Below are 24,330 nucleotides of genomic sequence, written 5' to 3'. Positions count from 1 at the left end.
CCGGCCTAACACCACCACCGCGCCCGCTGTATGGAAAGCCAGCATAGTATGGCGCGCCATACGACCGGAAGGGAGGCCCTTGATACCGGAAACCCGGGCTGTACCGTGGCGTGAAGACTACGACGAAGATTAAGGATGCAGAGCGAGTGCACACGTCTACGCAAGAAATCAGTGCGCAGCTTCCTCGCCTGATTATCGCCTGTTTGATTGCCTGCCATACGTGAGCCTATATGTGGCCCAAACCGTCGTATCTGAAAGGCCCCCGGCAGCCTCTGGCATGCTTACCAATGAACCACCCCGAGAAGGACGAACAAGTAGATGACCACACCCACAGACGTTGCCGAAATCTTTTGTGACGAGTCAGGCCACGACGGAGAGAACCTGATGGCGGGAACCACGCCTGTCCTGGCTCATAGTAGCCTCCACATGGATCTCGAGGAAGCGACCGATCTGGTGGCCTACCTCCGCACGAAGACTAAAGCACAAAGTCCCGAGCTAAAAGCCGGTGAAGTTGTACGCAAAAGCTACGCCATCGAAGAACTGTTTGGAGCGCAAGGCAAGCTGGTCGGCAAGGTCCAGGTCTACCTTGTCGAAAAAGCAGAAATGGCCGCGGGGAAGATGGTTGACCTGCTCATAGAGGAGCGTGCCTATGCCGCTGGCGACAACCTCTACGACGGCACCACGAGGCGAATGACTCGCGCACTCTACGAGCTCGGTCCGCAAGATCTCGGACAAGAGCAGTGGTTTAGCCTGGTGTCTGCGTTTACGTCTCTCATGAGGGAGAAACAGCGGAAGGGTGAGAAAGAGTCTGTCGAGGGCTTCTTCGAAAAAATAGAACAAGCGCGCCAGACCGCGACAAACCAGAAGCTGAAACTCGTACTGAACATACTAGCCGATACACGGAAGCAGGCGGAGGAGTTTCAGGCGGACGTAGCCAACGGCGACATCATGAAGAGCCTAGATCCGCTGCAGGCTTCCCTGATGGAGCTCGCGCATATATGGAACCAGAAACTAAAGCGCCCAATCAGGATTATGCACGACGCCCAAAATGCCCTCACTGACAAAGTAATGAAGGCAGTCTTGATGACGGCTACTGAGAAGATGCCCGAGGAATACAACTTGCCGGATAGTCGCTTCGACCTTCGCGAAATCAAACACATCGATTCAAAGTCAGACCCCCGCATTCAACTGGCAGACATCGCGGCAGGTTTCACCCGACAAGTAGCCGAAAGTGCTCTAAAGGGCACGGCTAACGAAGAGCGACTCGCCCAAGCACGACGCGTGGTTCACTTCAATTCGATCTGGGGTCACGCAGAGTCCCTGGATCAGATCCGCCCACAGGAAATGTTTGGGACCTAGGGTCGCGTAGCTTTAGCCGATCCCGTCGATAGCTGATTGAGCCATCGACGTAACAACCTGAACCGCACTTTGAGCTGTGCCTGTGGCCGCCACTTCGATGACCTTGAAGAGCAGGGTCTTCAGCCGCCCAACCTTCGGTTCGACAGAGGCTGTTTCTTCTTCCAGTTCCGCTATGACCTGATCAGCTTCTTCAAGTCGGTCGTCGGACAGGCCAAGAACCGGCTTCACGTCCCGCAGCAAGTTTCCAACCTTGCGGGCTTCGTCAATCTGCTCGGCTGTCAGCGCGTTGCTCTGCACGGCTCCAGGACTGTTCAAAGCGAAGTTCATCGAGTGCGAGTCTCGGATGTTGAAGTTGTTTACAGTCATTCCTTCAGGCTTCCTAGCTTCATCGGCCGACTCTGTCAGTTCGACTATGTCGATGCCATTTGCAGTGATCCTTGGCGAAGAAAGATTGCCGCTAACCGGAGACCAAACTTGGATGTAGCCTTTGTCCAGCAAGGACTTGGCAGCACGGCTGATCTCTTCATCGCGGTAACCCAAGCCTAGATATTTGCCTTCAGCGCTGGCTTTGAACGGCGCAAAGTCTTTGGGTTCTTCCCCGGACAAGTACTGGTCATAGAGCCAATTCAGAAGAGCGACTCGCAGTGCCGAGGCCCGCTGGCGTGGGTTGCTTCGCCCCTTTTGAAATTCTTCTGCTGCATCGATCCCCTCCTGAGTGATCAGGACTTCATCAATGCCACCAGCACTTGCTTCGAAGTAGATCCAGCCAGCAGACATCAGGGCGTTGAAGTCACTCCTCAAAGCTGACACGTCAAGACCCCAAGGGTGACCCTCGTTGTAGAGTCCAGCCGTGGGAACTTGGCGCCGGTCCCAGTCTTGGGACTCGCGGTAGATCTCGCCGAGCAGGCGAAGTTGCCGCAGCTTAGATGGCGATTTCGCCGCAGATTCCAGATCGAGCATTTACTTGTGACACCTATCGTCGGGACGGACCAGTGCTTAGAGAAAAGCCTACCTGTGAGGACTGACACTGGATGGGTACTGCGCAGCTGCGCACTACCGCATGAAAGCAGCGCCAGAAGGTTCTACGCCTACGTAGATTGAGGACTGGTGAACATTTGTCCGCAACCTGCACATCGCACGGCGAATCGCGGCACGGCACTTCACGTGCATCTAAGCCCGAAGGGGTATCATGCTCAAAGTAGATGCGATAAGCTGTAACGAGATCGGTGACACTTTTGGATGTTCTCTTCGACGATGCAAAGTTTGAAAAGCTTTGTACTGATGAACGTGAGATGCGGAAGAAGCGCGAAGATGTCGCCAAAAAACTGAAACTGCGAATCAATGCTCTCCGGACGGCTGAGTGCATTGGTGACCTTCCCACCATCGACCCACTGGGAAACTGGCATTCACTCACAGGTGATCTCGATGGCCTCTGGGCGGGCAAACTGAGTGCCAACTTCCGGCTCCTAATACGACCAGAAGACGCTGAAGATCCCAAGACCGCCGTCACCGCAACCGTCATCAAAATCGACGACTATCACTGAGAGAGGAGAAGCCATGACCGCTACCAACTACGCCGTTGCTCCGGGCGAGTACCTGGAGGAATGGATCGAAGAACAGGGCTTGTCTCAACAGCGAGTCGCCGAGCTCTTAGGATGCAGCCGCAAACAGGTCAACGAGATCGTCAACGGACGCGCGCCCATCACGAATGAAACCGCGATCCGTTTGGAACGAGTGGCAGGTATTCCTGCTGATGCATGGCTTCGATACGAAGCAATGTACCGCGCCGATCTTGCACGAATTGCGGATCAGGAAAAGCTGGCTGAACATGCCGACAAGATTGATCCGAACGCAGCCACTTATCTGCGGGCTCTGGGAGCAACCGCGGCAACTCGTCGTAAGCCAGGAGAACTGGTATCGGATTTTCTGGCGTTTCACAGATGCGGCACCTGGGAGGCCTACCTGCATTTGCACGAGTCAGCCAACAAAGGTGACTATGCCTTGGCTGCGCTCAAAGAGGCTGGGGCCACGATCGACCAGACAGTTCTGACATCGTGGCTGCGCGCCGCAGAACTGACCGAGGCCTTCGAACGCGGACGTCAGTTTGTCTATGACGCAGACAAACTTCGTGATGCGTTACCAAGCTTGCGTGAACGCGCGGCAACGCCGAACAGCACGATGCTTCGGGACATCGCCGAGATGTTGGCCGATGTAGGCGTGCTTTTCCTCGTTGTCGAATCACCCAAGAGTTTTCCGCTCCTAGGAATGACCCGCTGGATCGACAAGAGAGTCCCGGTTATTCAGCAGACAGGTCGATGGGGCAAAGATGGTTTCGTCATCTGGACTCTATTCCACGAAATCGGTCACGTCCTGAACGATCCAAGAGGAGAAATGCATCTCGAATACAGCAGCGAGAAGAAGCGAAACAGCGCCGCCGAAAAAGCAGCCAACAGCTTCGCGCTCGAAGTGCTTTTCGGGGAATCGGGCGTCGAGGAGTTCCGAGGACTGACTCGCGATAATGAGATAAAGCGAAAAGCAGCCGAAATCGGTATTTCGCCCGGCGTGGCTGTCCATCAGCTTCATCGGCGCCGGTGGTTGGACTATAGCTTCGGTAACCGACTCTGCGTCGACATCACAGGCACCTACACCGCTTAGTTACTCACAGGACAGTTGCCAACAACGAGTTGGCGGCTGTCCTGCGTTATGCGGCTAGTTGCCCAAGCGCTCAAATTACGTCCTCGAAACACTCTTCACTAACCCAGACCATCCAGGATTTGTCGCGTGCCGCATCGGAGTGTCGCATGCTGGACTCCCGCAGCCGATTACCACAAAGCAGGCCAACAGCAACGCCCCAAGAGTATGACCTATCCCCCGTGTTATGGCTTCACGATAGCTGCATGGGCACCGCAGCGGTTGCTTCATTCGAATTGCCGAGGTCGCGGTGGAGAGCTCTAAGTTGTACCACCATGCGGTCAACGAGAGATAGAAACATCAACCCGTCGCCCTGGCCATAACGCGCAGGTTCTGCCGCACGGCCATGTGACCTTCCTAGACGGCCTCACGGTTTCCCCGAAGAAGCCTGCACGAACTAGCGCCTGCTGCCACAGACGCGGTGAATCACAATTAGGACTTCCGAAAAGTCAAGCTTTGTCAACAGTAAAAAACCAAAAAGCCGCTGACCTGCGGAAACACTGTGCCCGAGGTGGGACTCGAACTGCATTCCAGCCCTTGCAAACCCTGGAACTCGAGAAAACATAAGCAATCCGAGCCAATCCGGCCCATACACGGCCCAGTCCGATGCAAAAAGTGTTGACACTGTCAACATCCCCAAATTCGCGGCTTCAGCTTTCCAACCACCGACCGCTCCCCGCAACGAAGGGCTGCGGTCCTTCTTTGCGCCGACATGGATTGGAGGGCGGTTTCCAACTAACGTCGCATCAGCCTCGATTTTGGTAAGAATTCCCCTTTTGCCTAGAGGGGGCAGCCATGCCCAAACTACGGACTTGCTCAGTATGCCCGGGGAGAGAAAGGCCCTTAACCATGCCATTCCTCGGACATATCTCTCGCGGGCAGACAGACCGTGGATTGATGGTCATTCCAGGAGAGGCAGAGGATACTGGAGATACAGCCGCGCGCTGCTCCGCCGTCCTCTCGTGCCACCCGACAAGGGTTGTTGTCAGGGCCCGATGAGGAAATGAGGCCAAGGCATGGCCGACGAACTACGTCCGCCGTCCCAGACGCTCCTGGTCGACCACCTGCAGGATCTTGTCCTGAAAACCGAGGACGTCAAAGACATGCTCGACGAACTTGCTCGGTTCTCCGCGGTCACCTTGGCCGACCCAGCCGTGGCCTTCTGCAGCATCACCCTGATTCAGCGAAAGAAACCGGTGACTGTGGCCCGCAGCGAAGACAGCGCGGTTCGCCTGGACGAAAGCCAATACAGTGCAGGCGATGGGCCCTGTCTGACAGCGATCCGCCAGCAGGTCGTAGTGCACGTACCTGATTTGGCAAACGAGAAACGGTGGCCCGCCTACACCGCGACCGCGCTGGAGGCGGGAATTGGATCCAGCCTATCCGTACCGCTCCTCCTTGAGGGGGAAGCGGAAGCGGGCCTTAACTTGTATTCCACGCGGTCCCATGGCTTCACCGGTGACGACATCAGCATGGTGGAAACGTATTCCTATCATGCGTCCAAGGCTCTTCGCCTGGCCGTGCGGATCAGCCAGCTGGCCGAGGCGAAAGCCCACCTAATAGCCGCCATGGAATCCCGGACCACCATCGACCTGGCCACGGGCATCATCATGGCGCAGAACCGCTGCAGCCAGGACACGGCTACGAAGATCCTGAAAATCGCTTCCAGCACTAGGAACCTAAAGCTCCGGGACATCGCGGCCTCAGTGGTCGCTTCCGTTTCCCACGACCCTAACGTCCGAACCCACTTCGATGCCTAAGGCACGGTCTCCTCTGTTAATGGATCAGCGAATTTGCATGGTTACGGCCGGACCCATGACCAGCTCGCCCAATGACAGGATGAGGTCATACCCGAATCGAAGCCCATCCTGGTGTTCGCCCTCGCCGCCGTCGCTGAAATAGGGAGTGCATCGTTGTTCTGGCGAGCCGTACGGGATTAAGGCCTGGTCTGCCGGAACTTTCCTGACCGCCGTTCCGGCAGTGAATAGCCTGATCGAGCTCAACGAGAAGCTCCGCGTCTCCGGCGAGGCCGGAGACCCGCGCCGGATCTCTCAACGCACGGGACCATTGGTCATGACTTCGCCGTCGAACAACCTTTGTTCTCTCACTTGCCCACATAGGACTTCGATCCCGGCTCGATCCTCATGCCCCGGGTGGACACGTCATCCCTGGTCACGATCCGCTCCACCAAGTATTTCGTCCCGGTACGATCCATCAACCGCAAAAGTCCGGGTCTCCCTGCGCGCCACCGACGTCTGGATACGGAAGCCGTTCAGGGCATGACCTGATCTCCCCGGCCCGCATATGACATCTGAAAAACCCGTCCGGCAAGGGTGTGCGAACTGAATCTACTCTCGACTTGTCATCTATTCTCCGATTGTCACGTGTCAATATATGCTCGAAGGATGAAGCAGCGTATATCGAAGTGGGTCGCAGATAGGCAGACCGGCATCAGTAAGCGGATGAGAGGATCACAGTTCAACGAACTGACGGTTCTTCCTGGTGATGTAGTGTTCCTCGGTGACAGCATCACCGAGGGCGGCGAGTGGCACGAGTGGTTTTCGGGTGTATCTGTCAGAAATCGAGGGATCGGTGGCGACACGACAGGTGAGGTGCTTGCGCGCTTAGGCTCGGCGACGACGTATGGTGCCGCGGCCATCTTCCTCCTAATAGGCACCAATGATGTGACGTTGTCCGTCCCGCGCGACGAAATCGTCGCCAATGTGCGGTCCATCCTGCGCGGCTTGCGTGCGGTCTCGGATGAGACTCCTGTGTTCCTCCAGAGCGTCATGCCCCGCCAGAAGCGACTTTGCGGGCGCGTTAGAGAGTTGAATCGCGACCTGGAACGCGTTGCGGCGGAGGAGGGCGCGGCCTGGATCGACCTGTGGCCGGCTCTCTCCACCAGTGACGGCGCGCTGAACCCCGATTTCTCGTGGGATGGGATCCACCTCAATGGGCTTGGATATGCCACTTGGGCGAGGGTCCTCCATCCGCAGATCGATTCCGTCACGCCTGGGTACGCGGGGTGAGCCGAGGGCTCGGGATGGACCCCCGCATGAAGAATCGCGGGAGTGGTGAGTGCCCATGCGTGATGTGACCGTCGAAGATGATGCGGCCTGGGGCAGGCATGGACCCGTTGTTGTCCGACGATATCGGTGTGCAGCAGAGGCTACCGCGCAGACGCTCGTGTGGGTACACGGTGGCGCGTTTGCATGGGGCAATTTGGACATGCCCGAATCCGACGCTGTCGCGCGGGCGTTGGCCGCCGCCGGCAGGCCGGTCATTGCGGTCGACTACCGCAGGGTGCCGCGGTGGAGCCGGTGGCGGGAACCAGGTTCGGGGTCGCTGCCTGGCGTGCGATACCCACTGCCGGTGGACGACGTCGTCGACGTCCTCGAATGGGTTCAGGCCGAGCGGGGATCCGCTGTGCTGGGTGGCGCGAGTGCCGGCGCGTGTCTGGCCGCGGCGGCGACGTTGCGGCAGGTGCGCGGTCGGCGCGCTACTCCCGCTGCGCTGGTGCTCGCGTACGGCATTTTTCATTCCGCCCTACCGGCGGCATCCTTGGAGCTTCGCGGGCGCATCCGGAGCGGGGAGCGCATTGAGCGGTCCAGGATCACGTCGGTCAACAGGATGAACCGAAACTACGCCGGTTCCCCCGAGGCGATGCATGATGCCTTTGCTTTCCCTGGCGGACACAACCTGGCCGGGATGCCGCCCACTCTTGTACTCGATGCCGACCGGGACTACCTGCGAGCATCCAGTGAGCGCTTTGCTCAGGAGCTTGCCGAGGCAGATGTCGACGTTTCCCGCCATGTCATCGCCAAAGCGCGCCATGGATTCCTCAACAAGCCCGCCTCTAGCCTTTTCACTGAGGGAATCAACTACATGGCTGGCTGGTTGGGCGGGGATCGGCCGTAGTGGTTTCGGCTCAAAGCGTGCTCATTCCAGACGTGCCACCCACGGCTCTTCGTCGAGAGACGGGATTTCCATGGCAACATTTTTACGACGGCGCTCAGCGGAGCATACTGGCTTCTAGGCCGGATGCCCCGATGAGAAATCCCGGGAGACGCTTGGTGAGCACGTCTCGGGATGATCGGCCGCCCGGACCACAGGTGTGTGTCGATCGTGAACGCGGGACGCTTCCCGTAGCCTCCTGGGGCCGCGCAAAGCCAAACGTACGTGCCAGACGTTACATCCTCATGGAGTCTTCGGCGTGCAAAGGCAGCGCTACTGCCGCAGTTGCGTTTTGCGGGATAGTCACCACGAGGGTGAGCTCACCGCCCAATTTGTCAGTCCATTTCAGGGTTGACCCCTGGTCGTATCCTGCACCGTGCGAGCCAGTGAATGTCTACCGCCGGATGGGGCGTAACGCACAGTTGTTCCCTACCTGGTGCGGCGCGCACCACCAACCAACGACACGTGAAGTCAGGTCGCGACGGCCCCGAGGGCGTAGCCCCTCAGTTCTCTGAACTGCGAAGTCCGGAACAGGCCGAAAAGATGAATACGGACCCTGCCGTCATGGAAGCAGGAGTGGACGAGCTGATCCGATACCTCAGCATCGTCCACAACGGCATTCTCCGAAAAGCCACTGTGGACGTAACCATCAACAACAAGCTCATGCGGCCGGCGAGCACGTCGCGCTGGTACTCGAATCAGCTAACCGGGGCTCGCGCTTCTTGATGATGCCGACACGCTGGGCCTCACACGAGGTCCACGGCCCATGTCGGATTCGGCTACGCCCCCACACCAGTGCTTGGGCCAGCACATTGCCCGCCTTGAACTGCGGATCGCACTGACTGAGCGGTTCCGCAGGGTCGAGGGTTTGCCCCAAAAAGCTGCCGGGCACCCAGGACGCGCGGACGCTGCGAACCTCACCGATGGCCCCGCTGTCAACGATCTCGAGAAGGCGGCGATGCAGCGGATTGATCGTCATCCACGTGGCCTCCATCAGGAACGTACCGGTCCGGCGCGATCGTCGCAAGCCGCCGCACCTCGTCAGAGTTGCGGCCAATCGGTTTCTCGCAAAAGCACATGACAGCCCTATTCGAGGACCGGTCGGGCTAACTCAAAATGCGTCACATGGGGCGTGCCTATGTAGATGGCGTCGACGTCCGAGTCGACATCGCTCCATCGTCGTCGAACCGATTGGGCATGCCGAGTGGATCGCCGAAGGCGTTCGCAGAGGACATATGTCGGAGGTGACCGCCACGGACGTGTGCGGCGGTAGTTTGCGCATTGGCTTGTTGCTTCTGTCCCAGTCGCTAATTGGCAAGTCATCAAGGCAACTTCTCGGACCCAGTAAGTTGGAACTACGAGGCAGGGGCAATGCTCTTTATGTGCCTGTCGACGGCCTTCTCAACTGCCCTTCGATGAGCGACTCCCTCCTGCTTTAACCAGAGGACTCCACCGTCACCAGTCACGGTTTCCACGATTCCTCTGTCCAAAAGCCGGTCGCGGTACCAGATTTCGACCTCCCGGCCAGTGAGTGAGGTCCAGTCCTCTACAGGCTGCCAGGGAACATACTGGGCCATTACAAAACGGACTTCATCTGCCGACCGATGAACTCCGTCGTGGTTCGTGAGGAAATACGTGTTGCGGCATCGAGCATCCTGGCGTCCGTCCCCACCAAAACGCGGAAGCTACCTTTCTCCAGTCCCTTGATGATCTTGGCCGCTGTGGCTTCGGGCGAAGTGGAGGGTGCTTTCCTGCCCTTTGGATCAATTGCTTTGACACCGGAGTTGCCGCTGATGTCGGTACTGATGTTCCCCGGAAAAACGGTGGTAACAGCTACGTTCGTGCCGCTTAATTCCTGATAAAGGCCCTCGCTGAATTGTTTGACAGCTGCCTTTGTTGCTCCATAAAACGTTTGCCCGGCGAACGGGAGCAACGCTGACAGGCTGGAGATGTTGACAATGGCTGCGGCGGGGCGATTGGCAAGAACGGGCAAAAACGTTGTGCACATAATGACCGTGCCCCAGAGGTTCACGTTCATGACACGCTCAAACTCTTCAAAGGACATGTCAGCCACCGGGACGAAGCGGTGGATCATACCCGCCACGTTGACGATACCGTCGACCTGACCGTGACACTTGGTCACCTCATCTAGGAGTACCGCGACAGCTTGTCGGTCGGTCACGTTCACGACATGAGTACTTAGTCCTCCACTGTCGCGGGGTGCAAGTGCCTCTGTACCGCTGAGAGCATCGGCGCTCAGGTCGACGGCGGCTACGGCTGCGCCCCTCCGGAGGAGGCCCAACACGACTTGACGGCCGATGCCGTTACCGCCCCCTGTAACTACGAAAGTTTTGCCTTGAATCTGCATGTCATCATTCCTTCAGTCGAAAATAGTCGGTGGTGGTGTCCGATTGGACTGCTAGCCAGCTTGCGACAGGACTCGCCGGCCGCCTCCATTGGTCGGCAAAGGCTCGCCTGCGCTGCCGTTGGAGAGGTTCACGGCTGCATGCCCGTCTTCCATCAGTTGTTATATTGGCGGGTAGCCGGCTGGTTCGGTCGGCTGCTGTGCGGGGGAACTGTTAGTCGAAAACGACAACGACCTTGTCTGTCGCCCCGGGGGTGGAAGCCAGTTTGACCGCGTGCTCGACCTCGGTGAAGGAAACGATGTCGCTAATGATGTGCCTGTATTTCTGCCAGTCACTGATCAAGGAATCTGTGACTTCGAAGATTTCCGTCGGGTATCCCATCGCCAGTCGGATGTCGGGCTCGCTGGGCAAGATGTCTTGCAGGTCGATCTCAACGGGCTTTTTGTGGACACCAACTATGGTCAGCACTCCCCCGTGCTTGATTCCACGCAGCGCAGTGGCAATCACGGGTGCCACCCCTGCGGCGTCGAGATACACATCGGTCGCTGGGCGGGGTGCCTGCCCGTAGATACCCGGGACTTCACCATGCAGTTCCTTCAGACGCGTGGTGACATCCTCTAGTGAGGAGTTGATCACGGCATCGGCTCCAACGAGGAGGGCCTTTTCCAACCGATTGGCGACGACGTCGACAACGACCACATGTTCAGCGCCTTTGGATTTGAATCCAATGGCTGCGCCGAGCCCCACAGGACCAGCACCAAATACAACCACCTTGGAGCCTTTGCCGGCTCCGGACCTGTTCACGCCGTGGTATGCAACAGCCATGGGTTCGTTTAGTGCTGCGACCTCCCACGGGATGTTGTCGGGAATGACACGGAAATGGACACCGGCCTGGGCGTTAGGGATCCGCACATATTCACTGAGTGCTCCTTGTTGTCCGCCGTTGCCGATGATGCCGTCTTCGTTTGCCATTGGGTTGATTACCACGTGGTCACCCACGGCAACTCCTGTTACGTTGGCACCAGCCTCGGTGACCTCGCCAGCGGCTTCATGTCCCAGGGACATGGGTTCCGTCAGGTGGGGCAGCCCTCCAATGCTGGTGTAGAAGGCGTCTGTACCGCAGATACCGCAGGCCTTGATGCGGATGATGAGGTCGTTGGGGCCAGCGGTGGGCGCTTCTGCTTCAAAGATCTCTAGGGTTGCCGGGGCGGTGATTTTGAGGCTCTTCATCAGGTAAGTTTCCGTTTCCTCGGTCTATATTTCAGGCGGGACGACTGTCGCGCATCAAGCGGGCGAGGGTTTCCGCTGGGACTGGTGCCCCTGAGATGTTGATGAACTGGGTCATGGTCATGGAGGACATCATTGCGAGGTGTTCGGGTGAGATCTCTACGCCTGTAAATCCCAGCGCATCGTTAACCTGTGCGCCGACCTGTGGGTGTTCAAACCAATCCCCCAAGGGCGTCTCCATTGTTAGTTCCGTGATGATCTTGTCGCCCACAAGCATTATCTGTTCCTCGTGCAGAACTGTCGCAGCATCTTGGCAAACTTGGATGCGGTATTCACCGGGTGCAACGACCCAGCGCGAGTACTGGATGTCCCAGTAAGCGAAGGCCCGACGTGGAAGATCTATGCTGACGGTGGTTGTTTCCCCAGGTTCGAGGTAGACCTTTTCGAATCCGCGCAGCTCCCGGGCAGGGCGCCGCACTGGACCGGCTTCCGTCGAGACGTACACCTGTACCACATGTTTCCCGGCGCTGTCCCCAGTATTGGTCACCTCAAGACCGACAGTGACGTCTTCGCTTGCCGTGATCTGCACGCGTGGTGCTGAACTGGTGAAGGCTGTGTAGGTAAGGCCGTGCCCAAAGGGGTAACGCACCGGGGAGTCGAAGGTGCTGAAGTACCGGTAGCCGACCATTACGCCTTCGCCGTAGCGCACGTGCCCCCGTTCGCCGGGGAAGTTGAGGCTGCTGGGGTGATCGTTTAGGCGCAGCGGGATGCTCTCGGCAAGGTGGCCTGAGGGGTTGGTGAGGCCGAAAAGGATGTTGGCGATCGCGTGTCCGCCGCCCTGTCCGAGAAGGAACGCTTCGAGTATGGCGTCGACGTCGTCGTGCCAGCCTTCCAGAGAGACCACTCCCCCGTTGGACAGGATCACAACTGTCCGTGGCGCGATGGCCGCTACGGCGTGGATCAGTTCTACCTGGTTCGCCGGGAGATCCAGGTTATTGCGGTCGATTCCCTCGGATTCGGCGCGTTCATCCAGGCCTGCAAAGATCACGGCGACATCGCATTGACGGGCGGCGTCCTGTGCTTCATCGATCAGGGCAGGGTTTCCGGTGCCATCGATTGCGAATCCTGGAGCGTAGGTCACCGATGCCCCCCGCTCGGCGGCGATGGTCTTGATGGCATCGATCGGCTGGTCGATGCGGGTTGCGTTGACGTGGGCGCTGCCCCCGCCTTGGTAGCGGGGCTTTTCGGCGAATTCTCCGATGACGGCCAGCCGCAGGCCCGCCTTCAGGGGAAGGGTCTGAAAGTCATTCTTGAGCAGCACAGCGCAATCGGCGGCAAGTTCACGGGCAATCTGGTGGTGGGCCTCGTAGTTGACGTCCGTCCGAGTTTCCGGGATGTATTTGGCGAGTGCGGCAAGGCGCGCCACGGTGGCATTGAGTTCGGATTCCTTCACCTCGCCGGACAGAAGCGCGGCACGCACATCCTCATCATGGCCTGCGCTGCCTCCTGGCATCTCGAGGTCCAGGCCGGCCCTTAAACTCGCGACGCGGTCTGTGATCGCATTCCAGTCGGAAACGACGGCACCCGAGAAGCCCCATTCGCCGCGCAGCACATCCGTGAGGAGCCACGGGTCTGAGGAGGCGAAGACTCCATTGACTTTGTTATAGGCCGCCATGACCGTGGCCGGTTGCGCTTCGGTGACAACTCGTTCAAAAGCCGGCAGATAGATTTCGCGAAGGGTGCGCTCGTCAACGTCCGCACTGATTGTCTGCCTATTCGTCTCCTGGTTGTTAGCAGCGAAGTGTTTGACGGAGACGCCGGGACCTTCCGCTTGCAGTCCGCGGGTGAAGGCAGTTCCCAGTGCACCGGTGAGGTAGGGATCTTCTGAATAGTATTCGAAGTTACGGCCGCACAATGGTGAGCGTTTGATGTTGATGCCGGGGCCGAGGACGATGTGCACGCCTTGCGCCAGCGCCTCTTTCCCGATTGCTGAACCCAGCTGCGCCGCTACCTTCGGATCCCAGCTCGAGCCAATCGCCACCCCAGGCGGGAAGCAGGTGGCTGGATCGCTATTGAACATGGCGAGGTGGTCGTGGCGTCCTGACTGGTGCCGCAGGCCATATGTTCCGTCCGCTAAGGTCACGGCAGGTAGGCCAAGCTCTTCAATGGGTTCGGTTTCCCAGAAGTTTTGACCCGACAGCAGGGAAGCCTTCCGTTCGGCAGGAATGCCGGCGATGCTTTCTTTCACACCGCCATCAGTGGTGATGTCCGTCGAAGTTTGCGTTTGATTAGTCATTGTTCGTGCTTTCCGGAGTCGAAGGTTTTGCGCCTAGCGCATGAGTGCGCCTGCGACGAGGTCAGTGGATTCAGCCATGTCGGTCGTTGGCAGTGCTTCGACGACCAGGTCTGCGGAGCCCATGTTTTGGGATTTGGCGGTGATAGTAATTCGCCCGGGTTTTCCCGTGGGACGTACGACTGCCAAAGCCCGGCCTCGGAACGTAGTGCGCGTCCCGGCGGTGAATTCCTCATGGGAGGCAGGTGCTGCGGTTCCGAAGCCTATAAGTTCCCCCGGGCCTGTGACGCTCAAAACCACTTTCTCATCGGCGAGCATCTCGACGACGCCATTGTGGTCGGTGATCGCGATCTCAGCGAATACGAGGTCGTCCCCGTTCGCGGCGATAGCGTGGGCGTCACTGACGATTCGCAGACCGAGCTCCCCTTCGGCGCTTCTTAGCACGGACCGGGACACCTCGGTGCCGTCGCGGTAACCGACGGCAGTCAGGATGCCAGGCTGGTACGGCACCCTGAATTTGGCAAGGTAGCCGCGCCGGCGACCTGCACGACGGCGGCCGATACGCCGGCCGTTCAAGAACAAGGCGACGTGATCGTCCGAGGAATACACCTCGACGTCCGCCTTGCGTCCTTCGCAGCCCTGCCAGGACCAGCTTTCCACCGCGTCCGTGGTGCGCCACGCCGATCTGACCATGGGGACACCGCTTATGTCCAGGGGCCGGACGCCAATGGCAGGGGCGTCAAGCCGGCCCCACGCGGCCTGGGCAAGCCGAAGCGTGATGTCCGGCTGTCCCGTGAGGTCGAACATTCCCGGACCGGCGATAAGGTGCGGAAACGGCTTCGACAGCCCGGCGCGCTTTCCTGGCACCCATACGGCAACACCTGCCTCGCCGAGGTACTCCCATCCGGCCCACACGAAATCACCGATGACGGCAGAGTGCTCCTGCACCAGGTGCCAGGCGCGGGCTACGTCGCCGGGCAGGGTTTCGGACCCGAGAATGACGCGGTCGGGATAAGCACGGACGTCCCGTTTGTAACGGCCCAGGCCGTAGTTATATCCGGCGACGTCAACGACTGCAAAGGCATCCCGGGAGGCCTTGTCCGCGCGGGGCAGCCGTGAGACGACATCCATCATGCGGCCAATCTGGTTGATCATCACGTTTGCCTCGGTGGAACCGGCCATTGACGTTTCACCGTCCGCGGAAGAAGTCTCCTTATATGGGGACTTGTCCATGGCGACCAGCGTGTTAAGAAACAGGTTGGTAGCCAAAGTGACAGGACGGTCGGGATCGATGCGGTGGAGATACTCCGTGATTTCGCGTGTCAACGCAACGCCCTCAGGTGTCGCAGTCTCCGGGATCTCGTTGCCTGCCGCGTACATGATCACGGACGGACGGTTGCGGTCCTTCTCGACCAGTCGGTCTGCGTCCTCCTGCCATGTTGCGCGGAAACGCCACGCGGAATCGTGTTTCGATTTTGAAACGACCCAGTAGTCCGCGAGCTCATCAAGGACATACATACCGATTTCGTCGCAGGCATCCAGCAGGTGCCGTGACATGGGATTATGGGCGCTGCGGATCGCGTTGAATCCTGCCTTTTTCAGCAGCCGGATGCGCCGGTACTCCGCGGCCCTATGGGTGGCAGCGCCGAGCACGCCATTGTCGTGATGAATGCACGCGCCACGGAGCAAGACCGAGGTGCCGTTGATTTGCAGCCCGTGATGGGCGTCGACGGAGATGGTCCGCAGGCCCACCCACTCGCGCCGTTCGTCAACGGCAATGCCCTGAACCTCGAGTCGCGCGGCCAGCTCATATAGATAGGGAGTATCAGCGGTCCAGGCCTGTGGCTTCTCAACACGTATAACCACCGATCCCGCACTGCCGATGCTGCTGCCGGTGGCAATGACGTCCTCGCCTTGCAGAAGGTCGACCACAACACGGATGTCAGGGATATCGACGTGCGCGAGCACGTAACCAATTTCCACAATGGCAGCGTCGGAGGCAATGGCGCGGGTCCGCACCCGCAAACCGTCCGCTGCGAAGTGGACCGCCGGCCGGAGAACAAGGGACACGGGACGGTACAAACCCGAGCCCGGGTACCACCTGCTGGCCGGTTGTTCAGAATGATCGACTTCGACAACTACTTCGTTGCTCGCGCCCCACCTGACATGGTCCTGTACCGGCAGCTCGAACTCGGTGTAACCACTGCGAACCGAGCCTACGGATGTGCCATTCACAGAGACAGTAGCCTCGCCCTGAATGCCTTCAAACCGCAGGGCCACGAAGGGAACAGGGTCCTCTTCCGCCACCCATGTAGCTCTGTAGACGTAATGCCCACCGGGGAAATAGGCGACCTCTGCACCTCCCGGTGCGTCCGGTTGGCGCTGTTCGTGAATCATCGCGTCGTGCGGCAACCTGATGGTGGACCAAATGTTGGAACCCCGGACGGAAAACTCCCAAACATCCAAATTTTTCGTCACGGTGGCGCGGGATACCACGGTCATCTTTGTCCTTCCGGTGCGCGCTTCATCGTCGCTGTGAGTTATGTGAATAGAATCCAGAGAACCACAACGTTTGACGCGCGTCAATCCCATGCAGGACAATCTGTTGACACGCGTCAAAGCCCCGAGTACGCTCAGCATGTTCGCCAGATCACACACGTTTTCTTTCATCTCTAACCCGGATGCCAATGGAGCCACCATGACAAGCCAACCTTCACTACCCGAGCTCTCCCCCGCACAGGCACTGCCTGATGCGTCCGAGGCCATCGCCGAGCATGCACTGCACAGGGACGCCGTTCCTGGTTCGTCCCCACTGACCCCCGGTCCGGATGAGGAGCAGGAGAATATCCCCCGCGTTGGTGCCGGGTTTATCGCGACGTACATGTTCGCGTACTTTGGACTGAACCTCGTGATGTTAATGCCGGCCCTGTTCAGCCTCGCTTACAAAGTCCAGCTCATCGACCCTGCGGGCAAAGACACCAGCCTGGGGCTGGTCATCGGTCTGGGCAGCATCATCGGTCTGGTGTTTGGACCCATTGCCGGCGTTTTGAGCGACGGTACCCGGCTGGCCTGGGGTCGGCGGCGGCCCTGGATTGTGGTGGGTCTTCTTCTAGCGGCGGCAGGAGCGCTGGTCGTCGCCGTTGTTCCCAACATTCCTCTGATGATCGCCGGGTGGTCGATCTGCCAGCTCGCCGTTTCGGTCATCAGCGCCGGATTCAACCCTGTCCTCGCGGAGCGTGTGCCCTCTGCCCAGCGGGGGAAGGTCGGGGCACTCGGCGGCGTGGCGGCCTCTTTCGCAGGTGTGGGGGCCAGCCTCATTGGAAGCTTCCTGACGGGCAATATCTTGCTGCTCTTCATGCTCCCCCCGGCCGTGTTCGCCGTCGGCGTGCTGCTCTTCATCTTTGTCGTCAAAGACAAACCTGCCCCTGCCGGTAGCACCCGGCCGTCGGTCGGCGATGTCTTCAAAAGCTTCTGGTTCAACCCCCGCCAGCACGCCGACTTCGCGCTGGTCTTCCTCGGAAAGTTCCTCCTCCAGTTCGGGTTCACCTTTTTCAGCACCTTTTCCTTCTACTTCTTGCTTGACCGGCTCGGTTTCACCCCGGAGCAGGCCGGGCAAAACCTCGCCGCGGCAGGTGGCATCAGTTTGCTCGCCATGATGGGCTTTGCCGTGCTCGGCGGTTTCCTCTCAGATCGTCTGAAGCGACGCAAGCCATTCATCTACCTGGCTGCGGCACTCATTGCCGGCGGCCTCATCACGGTCTCAGTTGCGCCGAGCATCACGCTCTTCATCCTCGGCGGCACCATGCTTGCTGCAGGCACCGGAGCTTTCACCTCGGTAGACCTCGCCATGGCAACGGACCTGCTGCCGGAACCTGAGAAGGCCGGCAAATACATGGGCATTTACTACCTCTCGTCCGGCATTCCCGGTGTCCTGGCCCCCATTGTCGCGCCGGTCATCATCGGCATTGGTGGTGGCGGCAACTACCCGGCACTCTTCATCGCCGGCGCCTTGCTGGCGGTGGGAACCGCTGTCACGACCTGGAGGATCCGCGGCGTCCGGTAATCCCTACCCGCCCGGCACTGGCACGCTGACAACAGATACAACTACCGGCAAGGAGCCACCTCAATGACACGCAAATTTCCTGACACCTTCCTCTGGGGTGCCGCTACGGCAGCCCACCAGGTGGAGGGCAACAACCTCAACAACGACTGGTGGAAGCTCGAGCATGATGCCGCGGATTACGGCGTGGAATTCAGCGGAGATGCACTCGACAGCTATCACCGCTACGCGGAGGACATGCAGCTCCTGGCGGATGCAGGTTTCAATACCTACCGGTTCAGCATCGAGTGGGCCCGGGTGGAGCCAAGCCCGGGGAAGTTCTCGCGGGCGGAGTTAGCTCACTACCGACGAATGATTGATACTTGCCTAAACCTGGGCCTCAAGCCCGTCGTGACGCTCCACCATTTCACGCATCCCTTATGGTTCGATACGGAACGATGGCTCGCGGAGAACGCGGTGGATCTCTTCGCCCGCTACGTTGAGCAGGTATGCACCATACTGGAGGGGGTCGAGTGGGTTTGCACCATCAATGAGCCGAACATCGTTGCGATTAACCACGGCATGCAGCGAAGTCTCGCCGCGGGCGAAGCGTTTGACCACAACCGCAGCTACCTTCCCGACCTCGAAGTTGGCCAAGCACTGATTGCAGCGCACCGCGTGGCCGCAAAAATCGTTCGCAGCAAGACAACAGCCAAGGTCGGCTGGACTGTGGCAAACCAAGCATTCACAGCTGCTCCGGGAGCCGAGGACAAGCACGCCGAAATCCAATACATCTTTGAGGACATGTACCTCGAAGCCGCCCGGAATGATGACTTTATCGGCGTTCAGTCGTACACAAGCCAGCCCATCGACACAGACGGAATCGTCCGTCATCCGGAGCACCCGGACAACACCATCATGGGATGGGCATACCGGCCGGACGCCCTGGGCATCGCCTTGCGCCACACCCGCGAGATGCTGCCCGACACTCCTATCGTTGTCACCGAGAATGGCATTGCCACTGCCGACGATGAACGGCGGATTGCCTACACGTCCGAGGCCCTGAATCACCTGCACGACGTGATCGAAGAAGGGGCAGACATCCGCGGCTACATCCACTGGAGCCTGCTCGACAACTTCGAATGGGGCCGCTGGGCTCCCACCTTCGGTCTTGTTTCCGTCAACCACGAAACCTTTGAACGCACGCCGAAGCCGAGCTTGGCTTACTTGGGATCTGTGGCAAAAGCGAACGCACTCTAACTTCCCAGCAATCACCAACACTCGTGAAAGAGAACGCAATGACTTCCGACGATCATCCCTACCGAAATCCTGCCCTGCCCGTCGAGGAACGGATCCAGGACCTCCTCGGCAGAATGACCCTCGAAGAGAAAGCTGCCCAGACGGCGTCCCCATTCGGGTCAGCGGTTGACGTGCACAATCCCCCGCCAACGGGGTGGGGAAGCGCAACTGCTGCCCTCTCGACACTGGGCCTTCCGCCCCGTGAAGCAGCAAAAAAAGGCAACGAGCTGCAGCGAAAGCACGTCGAGGACACCCGGTTGGGCATCCCCGTGCTGCTCGCCGAGGAAGCACTCATCGGGCTGAAAGTACAAGACGCAACAACCTACCCGGATGCGATTGCCCAAGCCGCTACCTGGGAGCCCGAGCTGATCGAAAAGATGTCCCGGGCCATCGGTACACAGATGGCCCGAATGGGCGTCCGACAAGCCCTCTCCCCTTTGGCGGATGTGGCGCGGGACCCGCGGTGGGGGCGTGTCGAAGAAACCTACGGGGAAGAACCCTACCTCGTAGGATCCATGGCGACGGCCTTCGTCCGCGGTCTTCAGGACTCGAACCATCACGCACCGGTTATCGCGACACTGAAACACTTCATCGGATACGGCGCCAGCGACGGCGGACGAAACACAGACCCGGCTCAAATCGGCCAGAACGAACTGCGGGAAGTCCACGGTGTCCCGTTCGAAATGGCCATCAGGACCGGCGGGGCAAAAGGGGTCATGCCTGCCTACAACACCCTCGATGGCGTCCCTGTAACAGGATCAAAAAAGTATCTGCAGGATCTGCTGCGCACCGACTACGGATTCGACGGACTCGTGACGTCCGACCTGAACGCCGTCTCCCAGCTATACACCAAACACGGCACGGCGGCCGACAGCGCCGAAGCCTTCGCTCAGGCCCTGCGGGCGGGGGTGGATCAGGACTTGGACAACGCCGTGAACTCTGACCACATTGCCGAGGCCGTGAAGGCCGGAGTACTGGCAGAAGCAGATCTCGACAGAGCGGTTGCCAGCGTACTGCGGGCAAAATTCCGGCTGGGACTGTTCGAGCAGCCGTACGTCAACCTAGAGGAAGTACCCGAAACACTTGATACGCACCAGGAGCGGGCACTTGCCCGCACGCTCGCCGAGAAAGCGGTCGTCCTGCTGCAGAATAAGCCCGTCAACGGAGCACCCCTGCTGCCCCTCGATCAAAAGGTAGGGACGATCGCCGTCATTGGGCCCAACGCTGACCGCCCCATGGGGCAGCTCGGGAATTACAGCTACCAGGTGCTCGACAGCATGACGAAGCGGTTCTCCTTGGCTGCCGACCCCCAAGCCCGCCTTCAGAACTCCGAGGCAGCTGCGGCCGGCGCGGACGACGCCGAACTCCTCGTCGAATCGGTACCGATCGTAACCTTTCTCGAAGGCATTAAGCGCCGCGCTGGCTCCGACACCACCGTCCTTTACGAACGGGGTTGCCCCGTCGCAGCAGAAGACCGGTCAGGGTTCGACGCTGCTCTCGCTGCAGCACAAGCAGCAGACGTAGCAGTGCTCGTTGTCGGCGACCAGGCAGGGATTGGGTCATACGGCACTGTGGGCGAAGGGATCGACAGTACCGATTGTGCCCTTCCCGGTGTTCAACGCGAATTGGTGGAAGCAGTTGCCGCGACCGGCACCCCAACGATTGTCGTACTCAGCCACGGCCGCCCCTACGCCCTGGGATGGATGACGGAATCGGCATCAGCGATTCTCACGTCATTTTTCGGCGGTGAGGAAGCCGGCAACGCTGTTGCATCCGTGATTTTCGGCGACGTGAATCCCGCCGGGCGATTGCCGATGGCGATGCTCCAGTCAGCTGCCGCCGCACCCCTCCCCTACTGGCGAACCCTCCAGCCCAGCTCCTACTTCGATCGTGCCACCGCGGCAGTGTTCCCCTTCGGACACGGGCTCAGCTACACAGAATTCCGTTACCGGGACCTCATGGTCTCGTCGCCGGAGGTAGCAACGGACTCAACGATGCGGCTCACGTTCACCGTGACGAACGTGGGTCAAATTGCCGGAGAAGAAGTCGTACAGGTTTATGGCCGCGACGTCATTGGACGCACTGCACGGCGCGGCCGGATCCTGGTGGGCTTCCGACGGATCGCCCTCCCCCCGGGCGCTGCCGCGAAGATCACTGTCGACGTTCCAGCGAGCATGTTCGCTCTCTGGGACTCCGAAGAAGGCTGGGTGGTCGAGCCAGGGATGATCCGCTTCTATGTCGGTGCGTCCTCAGCCAACACCCCCCTGCAGACCAGGGTCACCTTGACGGGCCACGACTATTTTCCGGGACCGGATCGCTCGCTCTTCAGCAGCGTGTCGGTGGAGACCGGCAAGTACGAGGAATTTGCAGGACAGATCGCCGCGACCCGAAGTTCAGAGCGCGGCCCGGTTCCTCCCGTGACTGCCGAAAGCACTATCCGTGACTGGCTAGACCACCCTGTGGGCGGGGAGTTATTGCGGGCCATGATGGGCGGGGTGGACGAGGACATGCTTGCGTCGGCGATGGGTCTGACCTTGAAGCAGGTGGCGTACTACAGCCAGGGCCAAATCCCGGATTCTGTCGTCGATGATCTCGTCGCTAAGGCCCGATGCGCGTCGGGCGCTGGCTCCACCGCCTGAAAACGGGGCGAACCGGGCGGGAGCCAGTCTGTGCACCTTTTTGCACGACCGGTTCCCGTCTTCGTCTCTCAGCCTGTTGGCGTTACGGAGCTGTGCATAGGTCTGATCGAACGCTTCTCTAGGCTCCTGGTGGCCGTAACGGCGGCGGTTGCCGGAGACCTATGGCCGCCGGCTGCCAAATGGACTGCTCCCGTCGGGCTTAGGCCCGAGGTAGTGCCGTGCGCCACCCTCCGCTGTGCTAGTAAAAGGCGTTGCCCGAGGCACTCCTCGGGCCTTTAGCTTCCGGTGGTCTCTCCAGGTACGACTTCAAGGCCCCTAAGATATTCATCCATAGCCTCCGCCGGAACCTGCAAGTCCTGCCCGGAAATGATGTGGCTTATCAGCTCACGCACGTTCAGCTCCAAGTTGATATTCACCGTCGTGATCGTTGGGGTGGAGGCGCGGGCAATGACGGAATTGTCGACACCCATAACTCCGACAGCGGCGGGAACGCTCAACCCTTCACGCTGGGCAGCCCCCAGCATGGCCAAGGCAACCTCATCGTTGTAGCATGCCAGTCCTACTCTTCCGGCCGGCAAAGCGCGCACCGCCTTCAGGGCTTCTGCGCTGCTCAAACCGACTTCCAGGGTAGGCAGAACTTCCATATTGTGAAGGCGGCAGTGTTCAATTACCCCAGCTTCGCGATGTGGGGCATTAGTCTGCTCCCGCTTGGAACGCGGCCTTACGGCGGCCACCCGAGTATACCCCTGGGACTGGAGATGCTCGGCCTGAAGGCGGCCAATGGCCCTATCAGCAGCGATCTGCACAGCTGTGGACTGCCCAATCACTTGAATTCCCTGATCCTTCAGACGGGATGCTTCTTCGGGGCTCAACTGAGCCATCGCCACGATCGCATGCGGACGAAGGCCCACGATCGCATCCTGGAGGGTGTGCTCTGATGATGAGAGCCGAAGCAGGTTCGTGAGACCGGACTTGGCAAGTCCTTCTGTGAGTAGGTCCACGAACTCCCGAACCGGCGGACCAAAGGTGATGTCAGGGATAAGCGTAATGACGATGTCACTTTTCCCGCGGGCTAGTGTCCTTCCGGCCAGGGACGGCCGGTAGCCCATGGTCTGGGCTGTTTCCCGCACCCGGGCGACAGTTTCCTCCGTGAACAGATGAGCTCGGCCATTCAGAATCTGACTCACGGTCGACCTGGAGACACCTGCACGCGATGCAACGTCGGCGCTGCTTGTCATCAAGGCGTCCTTTCCCGTTCTCCCGCCGCGTCCCACCCTTCGGCCGAAAGGTTGACGCGCAACAATAGCCTGTTCAGAATACATCAAAAGCCGTATGAGTAATGGCATTGACGCGTGACAATCACCCGTGTTTGACTGGTTGGGTCCCCGTCGCCGGGATTCCCCTATGGCGACAAGGTTTTCCATTCGGCTACTCCGGAGGGCACGTTGCCTAACTCTTATCCAACGCAACTAGAGATATGCGTCTATGACGCCAAAACAAGGGACGCCGCTCTCAATGACGCCGTTCAAGAACTTATACCTGAAGCCATCAGGAGACGGACCGGCATTTCCATTACGAGGCGCAGCGGCTCCGACTTCCACGTGGCGGTCGATCTGTCGGTCCCGTGCGGCGAGATCCACGAACGACACAGTTGAAGACATCACACCTCCAACCGCAACCATGCTGTCTCTCCAGGCGGTCGAGGCGAACCCACTCCGCCAAACATCAGCTAAAACTGCAGGCCCGGAAGGAGAGTTACGGGCTGCGCTCCGCGAACCTTCTAGAAGGGCGCGTCGCTGCGTAAATTAGCAGCTCAAAGACAAGCGATAACTTAGTTGAAAGCTTGCAGCTTGTAGGCAGTGTTTATACAGAGTCCAACCTTGCTCTCCACCTTGGCTGTATGCGAACCCATATGCGTTGGGCTACGTCATTCCCGGGTTGGCCTAGGGGCGTGTCTCCTTATTGGCCTAGCCAAATGACAACCGTAGAGGACGACGCCGGCTCGATAGGTCAGTGCGAGTTTGTCGTAACGGGTGGCGATGCAGCGCCATTGTTTGAAGAGACTGAAGGATCTCTCCGCAGGGTTGCGGCCTTTGTAGGTTTCGGCGTCGAAGTTCACGAGCGGATATGCACCCATGATCCATGCAATCAGCGAAGCCATAAACGAGGGAAGGCGCCATTGCACCGAGCATACGCCGGAGGACACGTTTGCCGTCATCGACCTCCTTGCACGACTGCGAACGAATCTACTCTGAGGCGCGCAGCCGCATCTCACAGAGTCGGGCATCGGCACCTACGACGATACGGACGCTGCCCTCCCCGGATAGGAACTGCCGCTCCCTCCGGATATGACTAGAGCCGCCCATGCACTGCCGCACACACGGAACAGGCGCGGGTCGGACTTCGAAGCCGAGGAGGGTGCGAGGCTCCGCTGTCCTCGGCTTCGAATCAGTCACCGTAAGA

The 24,330-nt window shown here is 59.5% G+C and carries 16 protein-coding genes and 1 pseudogene; 9 read left to right on the top strand and 8 right to left on the bottom strand.

Annotated features, from left to right (window positions below; genetic code table 11):
• Positions 1 to 318: 318 nt before the first annotated feature.
• A complete protein-coding gene (locus ABV518_RS04660) occupies positions 319 to 1,359 on the top strand; it encodes a DUF3800 domain-containing protein (RefSeq protein WP_367765647.1) in 1,041 nt (346 codons plus the stop codon).
• A 12-nt stretch (positions 1,360 to 1,371) separates the two neighbouring features.
• On the opposite strand, the gene ABV518_RS04655 is transcribed toward ABV518_RS04660, so the two are convergent.
• On the bottom strand, positions 1,372 to 2,319 hold the full coding sequence (locus ABV518_RS04655; protein WP_367765646.1) for a hypothetical protein: 948 nt from the start codon (positions 2,317 to 2,319) through the stop codon (positions 1,372 to 1,374).
• Positions 2,320 to 2,585: 266 nt separating this feature from the next.
• Between ABV518_RS04655 and ABV518_RS04650 the strand changes: the two genes are divergently transcribed.
• The 5 genes from ABV518_RS04650 (at position 2,586) to ABV518_RS04630 (ending at position 7,968) form a co-directional block, all read left to right on the top strand.
• A complete protein-coding gene (locus ABV518_RS04650; RefSeq protein ID WP_367765644.1) occupies positions 2,586 to 2,903 on the top strand; it encodes a type II toxin-antitoxin system RelE/ParE family toxin in 318 nt (105 codons plus the stop codon).
• Positions 2,904 to 2,916: 13 nt separating this feature from the next.
• Positions 2,917 to 4,014, top strand: coding sequence for a HigA family addiction module antitoxin (locus ABV518_RS04645; protein ID WP_367765643.1), 1,098 nt, complete (start codon positions 2,917 to 2,919; stop codon positions 4,012 to 4,014).
• Positions 4,015 to 5,066: 1,052 nt separating this feature from the next.
• Entirely contained in the window at positions 5,067 to 5,810 is a 744-nt protein-coding gene (locus tag ABV518_RS04640; protein ID WP_367765642.1) for a GAF and ANTAR domain-containing protein, read from the top strand.
• A 645-nt stretch (positions 5,811 to 6,455) separates the two neighbouring features.
• Positions 6,456 to 7,079: a GDSL-type esterase/lipase family protein gene (locus ABV518_RS04635; RefSeq protein ID WP_367765641.1), complete on the top strand. Its 624-nt coding sequence runs from the start codon at positions 6,456 to 6,458 to the stop codon at positions 7,077 to 7,079.
• 55 nt (positions 7,080 to 7,134) lie between these two features.
• Positions 7,135 to 7,968, top strand: a complete 834-nt coding sequence (locus ABV518_RS04630) for an alpha/beta hydrolase (RefSeq protein ID WP_367765640.1) — start codon at positions 7,135 to 7,137, stop codon at positions 7,966 to 7,968.
• Positions 7,969 to 8,665: 697 nt separating this feature from the next.
• Here ABV518_RS04630 and ABV518_RS04625 read toward each other — a convergent pair.
• From ABV518_RS04625 to ABV518_RS04605, 5 genes are all read right to left on the bottom strand, one after another.
• Positions 8,666 to 8,983 carry a hypothetical protein gene (locus ABV518_RS04625; protein ID WP_367765639.1) on the bottom strand — a complete coding sequence of 106 codons (318 nt, stop codon included), beginning with the start codon at positions 8,981 to 8,983 and terminating at the stop codon, positions 8,666 to 8,668.
• 597 nt (positions 8,984 to 9,580) lie between these two features.
• Entirely contained in the window at positions 9,581 to 10,372 is a 792-nt protein-coding gene (locus ABV518_RS04620) for an SDR family NAD(P)-dependent oxidoreductase (RefSeq protein WP_367765637.1), read from the bottom strand.
• 211 nt (positions 10,373 to 10,583) lie between these two features.
• Complete coding sequence (locus ABV518_RS04615) at positions 10,584 to 11,600, bottom strand: zinc-binding dehydrogenase (protein WP_367765636.1); 1,017 nt, start codon at positions 11,598 to 11,600, stop codon at positions 10,584 to 10,586.
• 31 nt (positions 11,601 to 11,631) lie between these two features.
• Complete coding sequence (locus ABV518_RS04610) at positions 11,632 to 13,893, bottom strand: glycoside hydrolase family 3 C-terminal domain-containing protein (RefSeq protein ID WP_367765635.1); 2,262 nt, start codon at positions 13,891 to 13,893, stop codon at positions 11,632 to 11,634.
• Between the two features lie 33 nt (positions 13,894 to 13,926).
• Positions 13,927 to 16,590, bottom strand: coding sequence for a glycoside hydrolase family 2 TIM barrel-domain containing protein (locus ABV518_RS04605; RefSeq protein WP_367765634.1), 2,664 nt, complete (start codon positions 16,588 to 16,590; stop codon positions 13,927 to 13,929).
• Between ABV518_RS04605 and ABV518_RS04600 the strand changes: the two genes are divergently transcribed.
• The 3 genes from ABV518_RS04600 to ABV518_RS04590 all read left to right on the top strand — a co-directional run bounded on the left by ABV518_RS04600 (position 16,589) and on the right by ABV518_RS04590 (position 21,867).
• Positions 16,589 to 17,953: an MFS transporter gene (locus ABV518_RS04600; protein ID WP_367765633.1), complete on the top strand. Its 1,365-nt coding sequence runs from the start codon at positions 16,589 to 16,591 to the stop codon at positions 17,951 to 17,953. The two genes, ABV518_RS04605 and ABV518_RS04600, sit on opposite strands and share 2 nt — an antisense overlap.
• 63 nt (positions 17,954 to 18,016) lie before the next feature.
• Positions 18,017 to 19,189: a glycoside hydrolase family 1 protein gene (locus ABV518_RS04595; protein WP_367765632.1), complete on the top strand. Its 1,173-nt coding sequence runs from the start codon at positions 18,017 to 18,019 to the stop codon at positions 19,187 to 19,189.
• 38 nt (positions 19,190 to 19,227) lie between these two features.
• Positions 19,228 to 21,867 (top strand): glycoside hydrolase family 3 N-terminal domain-containing protein, encoded by a 2,640-nt coding sequence (locus tag ABV518_RS04590; RefSeq protein ID WP_367765631.1) that lies wholly within the window; start codon positions 19,228 to 19,230, stop codon positions 21,865 to 21,867.
• A 275-nt stretch (positions 21,868 to 22,142) separates the two neighbouring features.
• Here the strand turns inward: ABV518_RS04590 and ABV518_RS04585 are convergent, their stop codons facing one another.
• The gene (locus ABV518_RS04585) at positions 22,143 to 23,105 is read right to left on the bottom strand and encodes a LacI family DNA-binding transcriptional regulator (protein ID WP_367765630.1); all 963 of its coding nucleotides are present in this window, start codon (positions 23,103 to 23,105) and stop codon (positions 22,143 to 22,145) included.
• A gap of 721 nt (positions 23,106 to 23,826) precedes the next feature.
• Positions 23,827 to 23,965 (bottom strand): annotated as a pseudogene (locus ABV518_RS04580) (IS5/IS1182 family transposase); the annotation flags it as partial.
• Positions 23,966 to 24,330 lie beyond the last annotated feature (365 nt).

The sequence above is a fragment of the Arthrobacter sp. HS15c genome (assembly GCF_040812005.1).
Taxonomy (GTDB): Bacteria; Actinomycetota; Actinomycetes; order Actinomycetales; family Micrococcaceae; genus Arthrobacter.
Note: the sequence above shows the minus strand (reverse complement) of the source record. Positions and strands in the feature narration are given on the sequence as shown.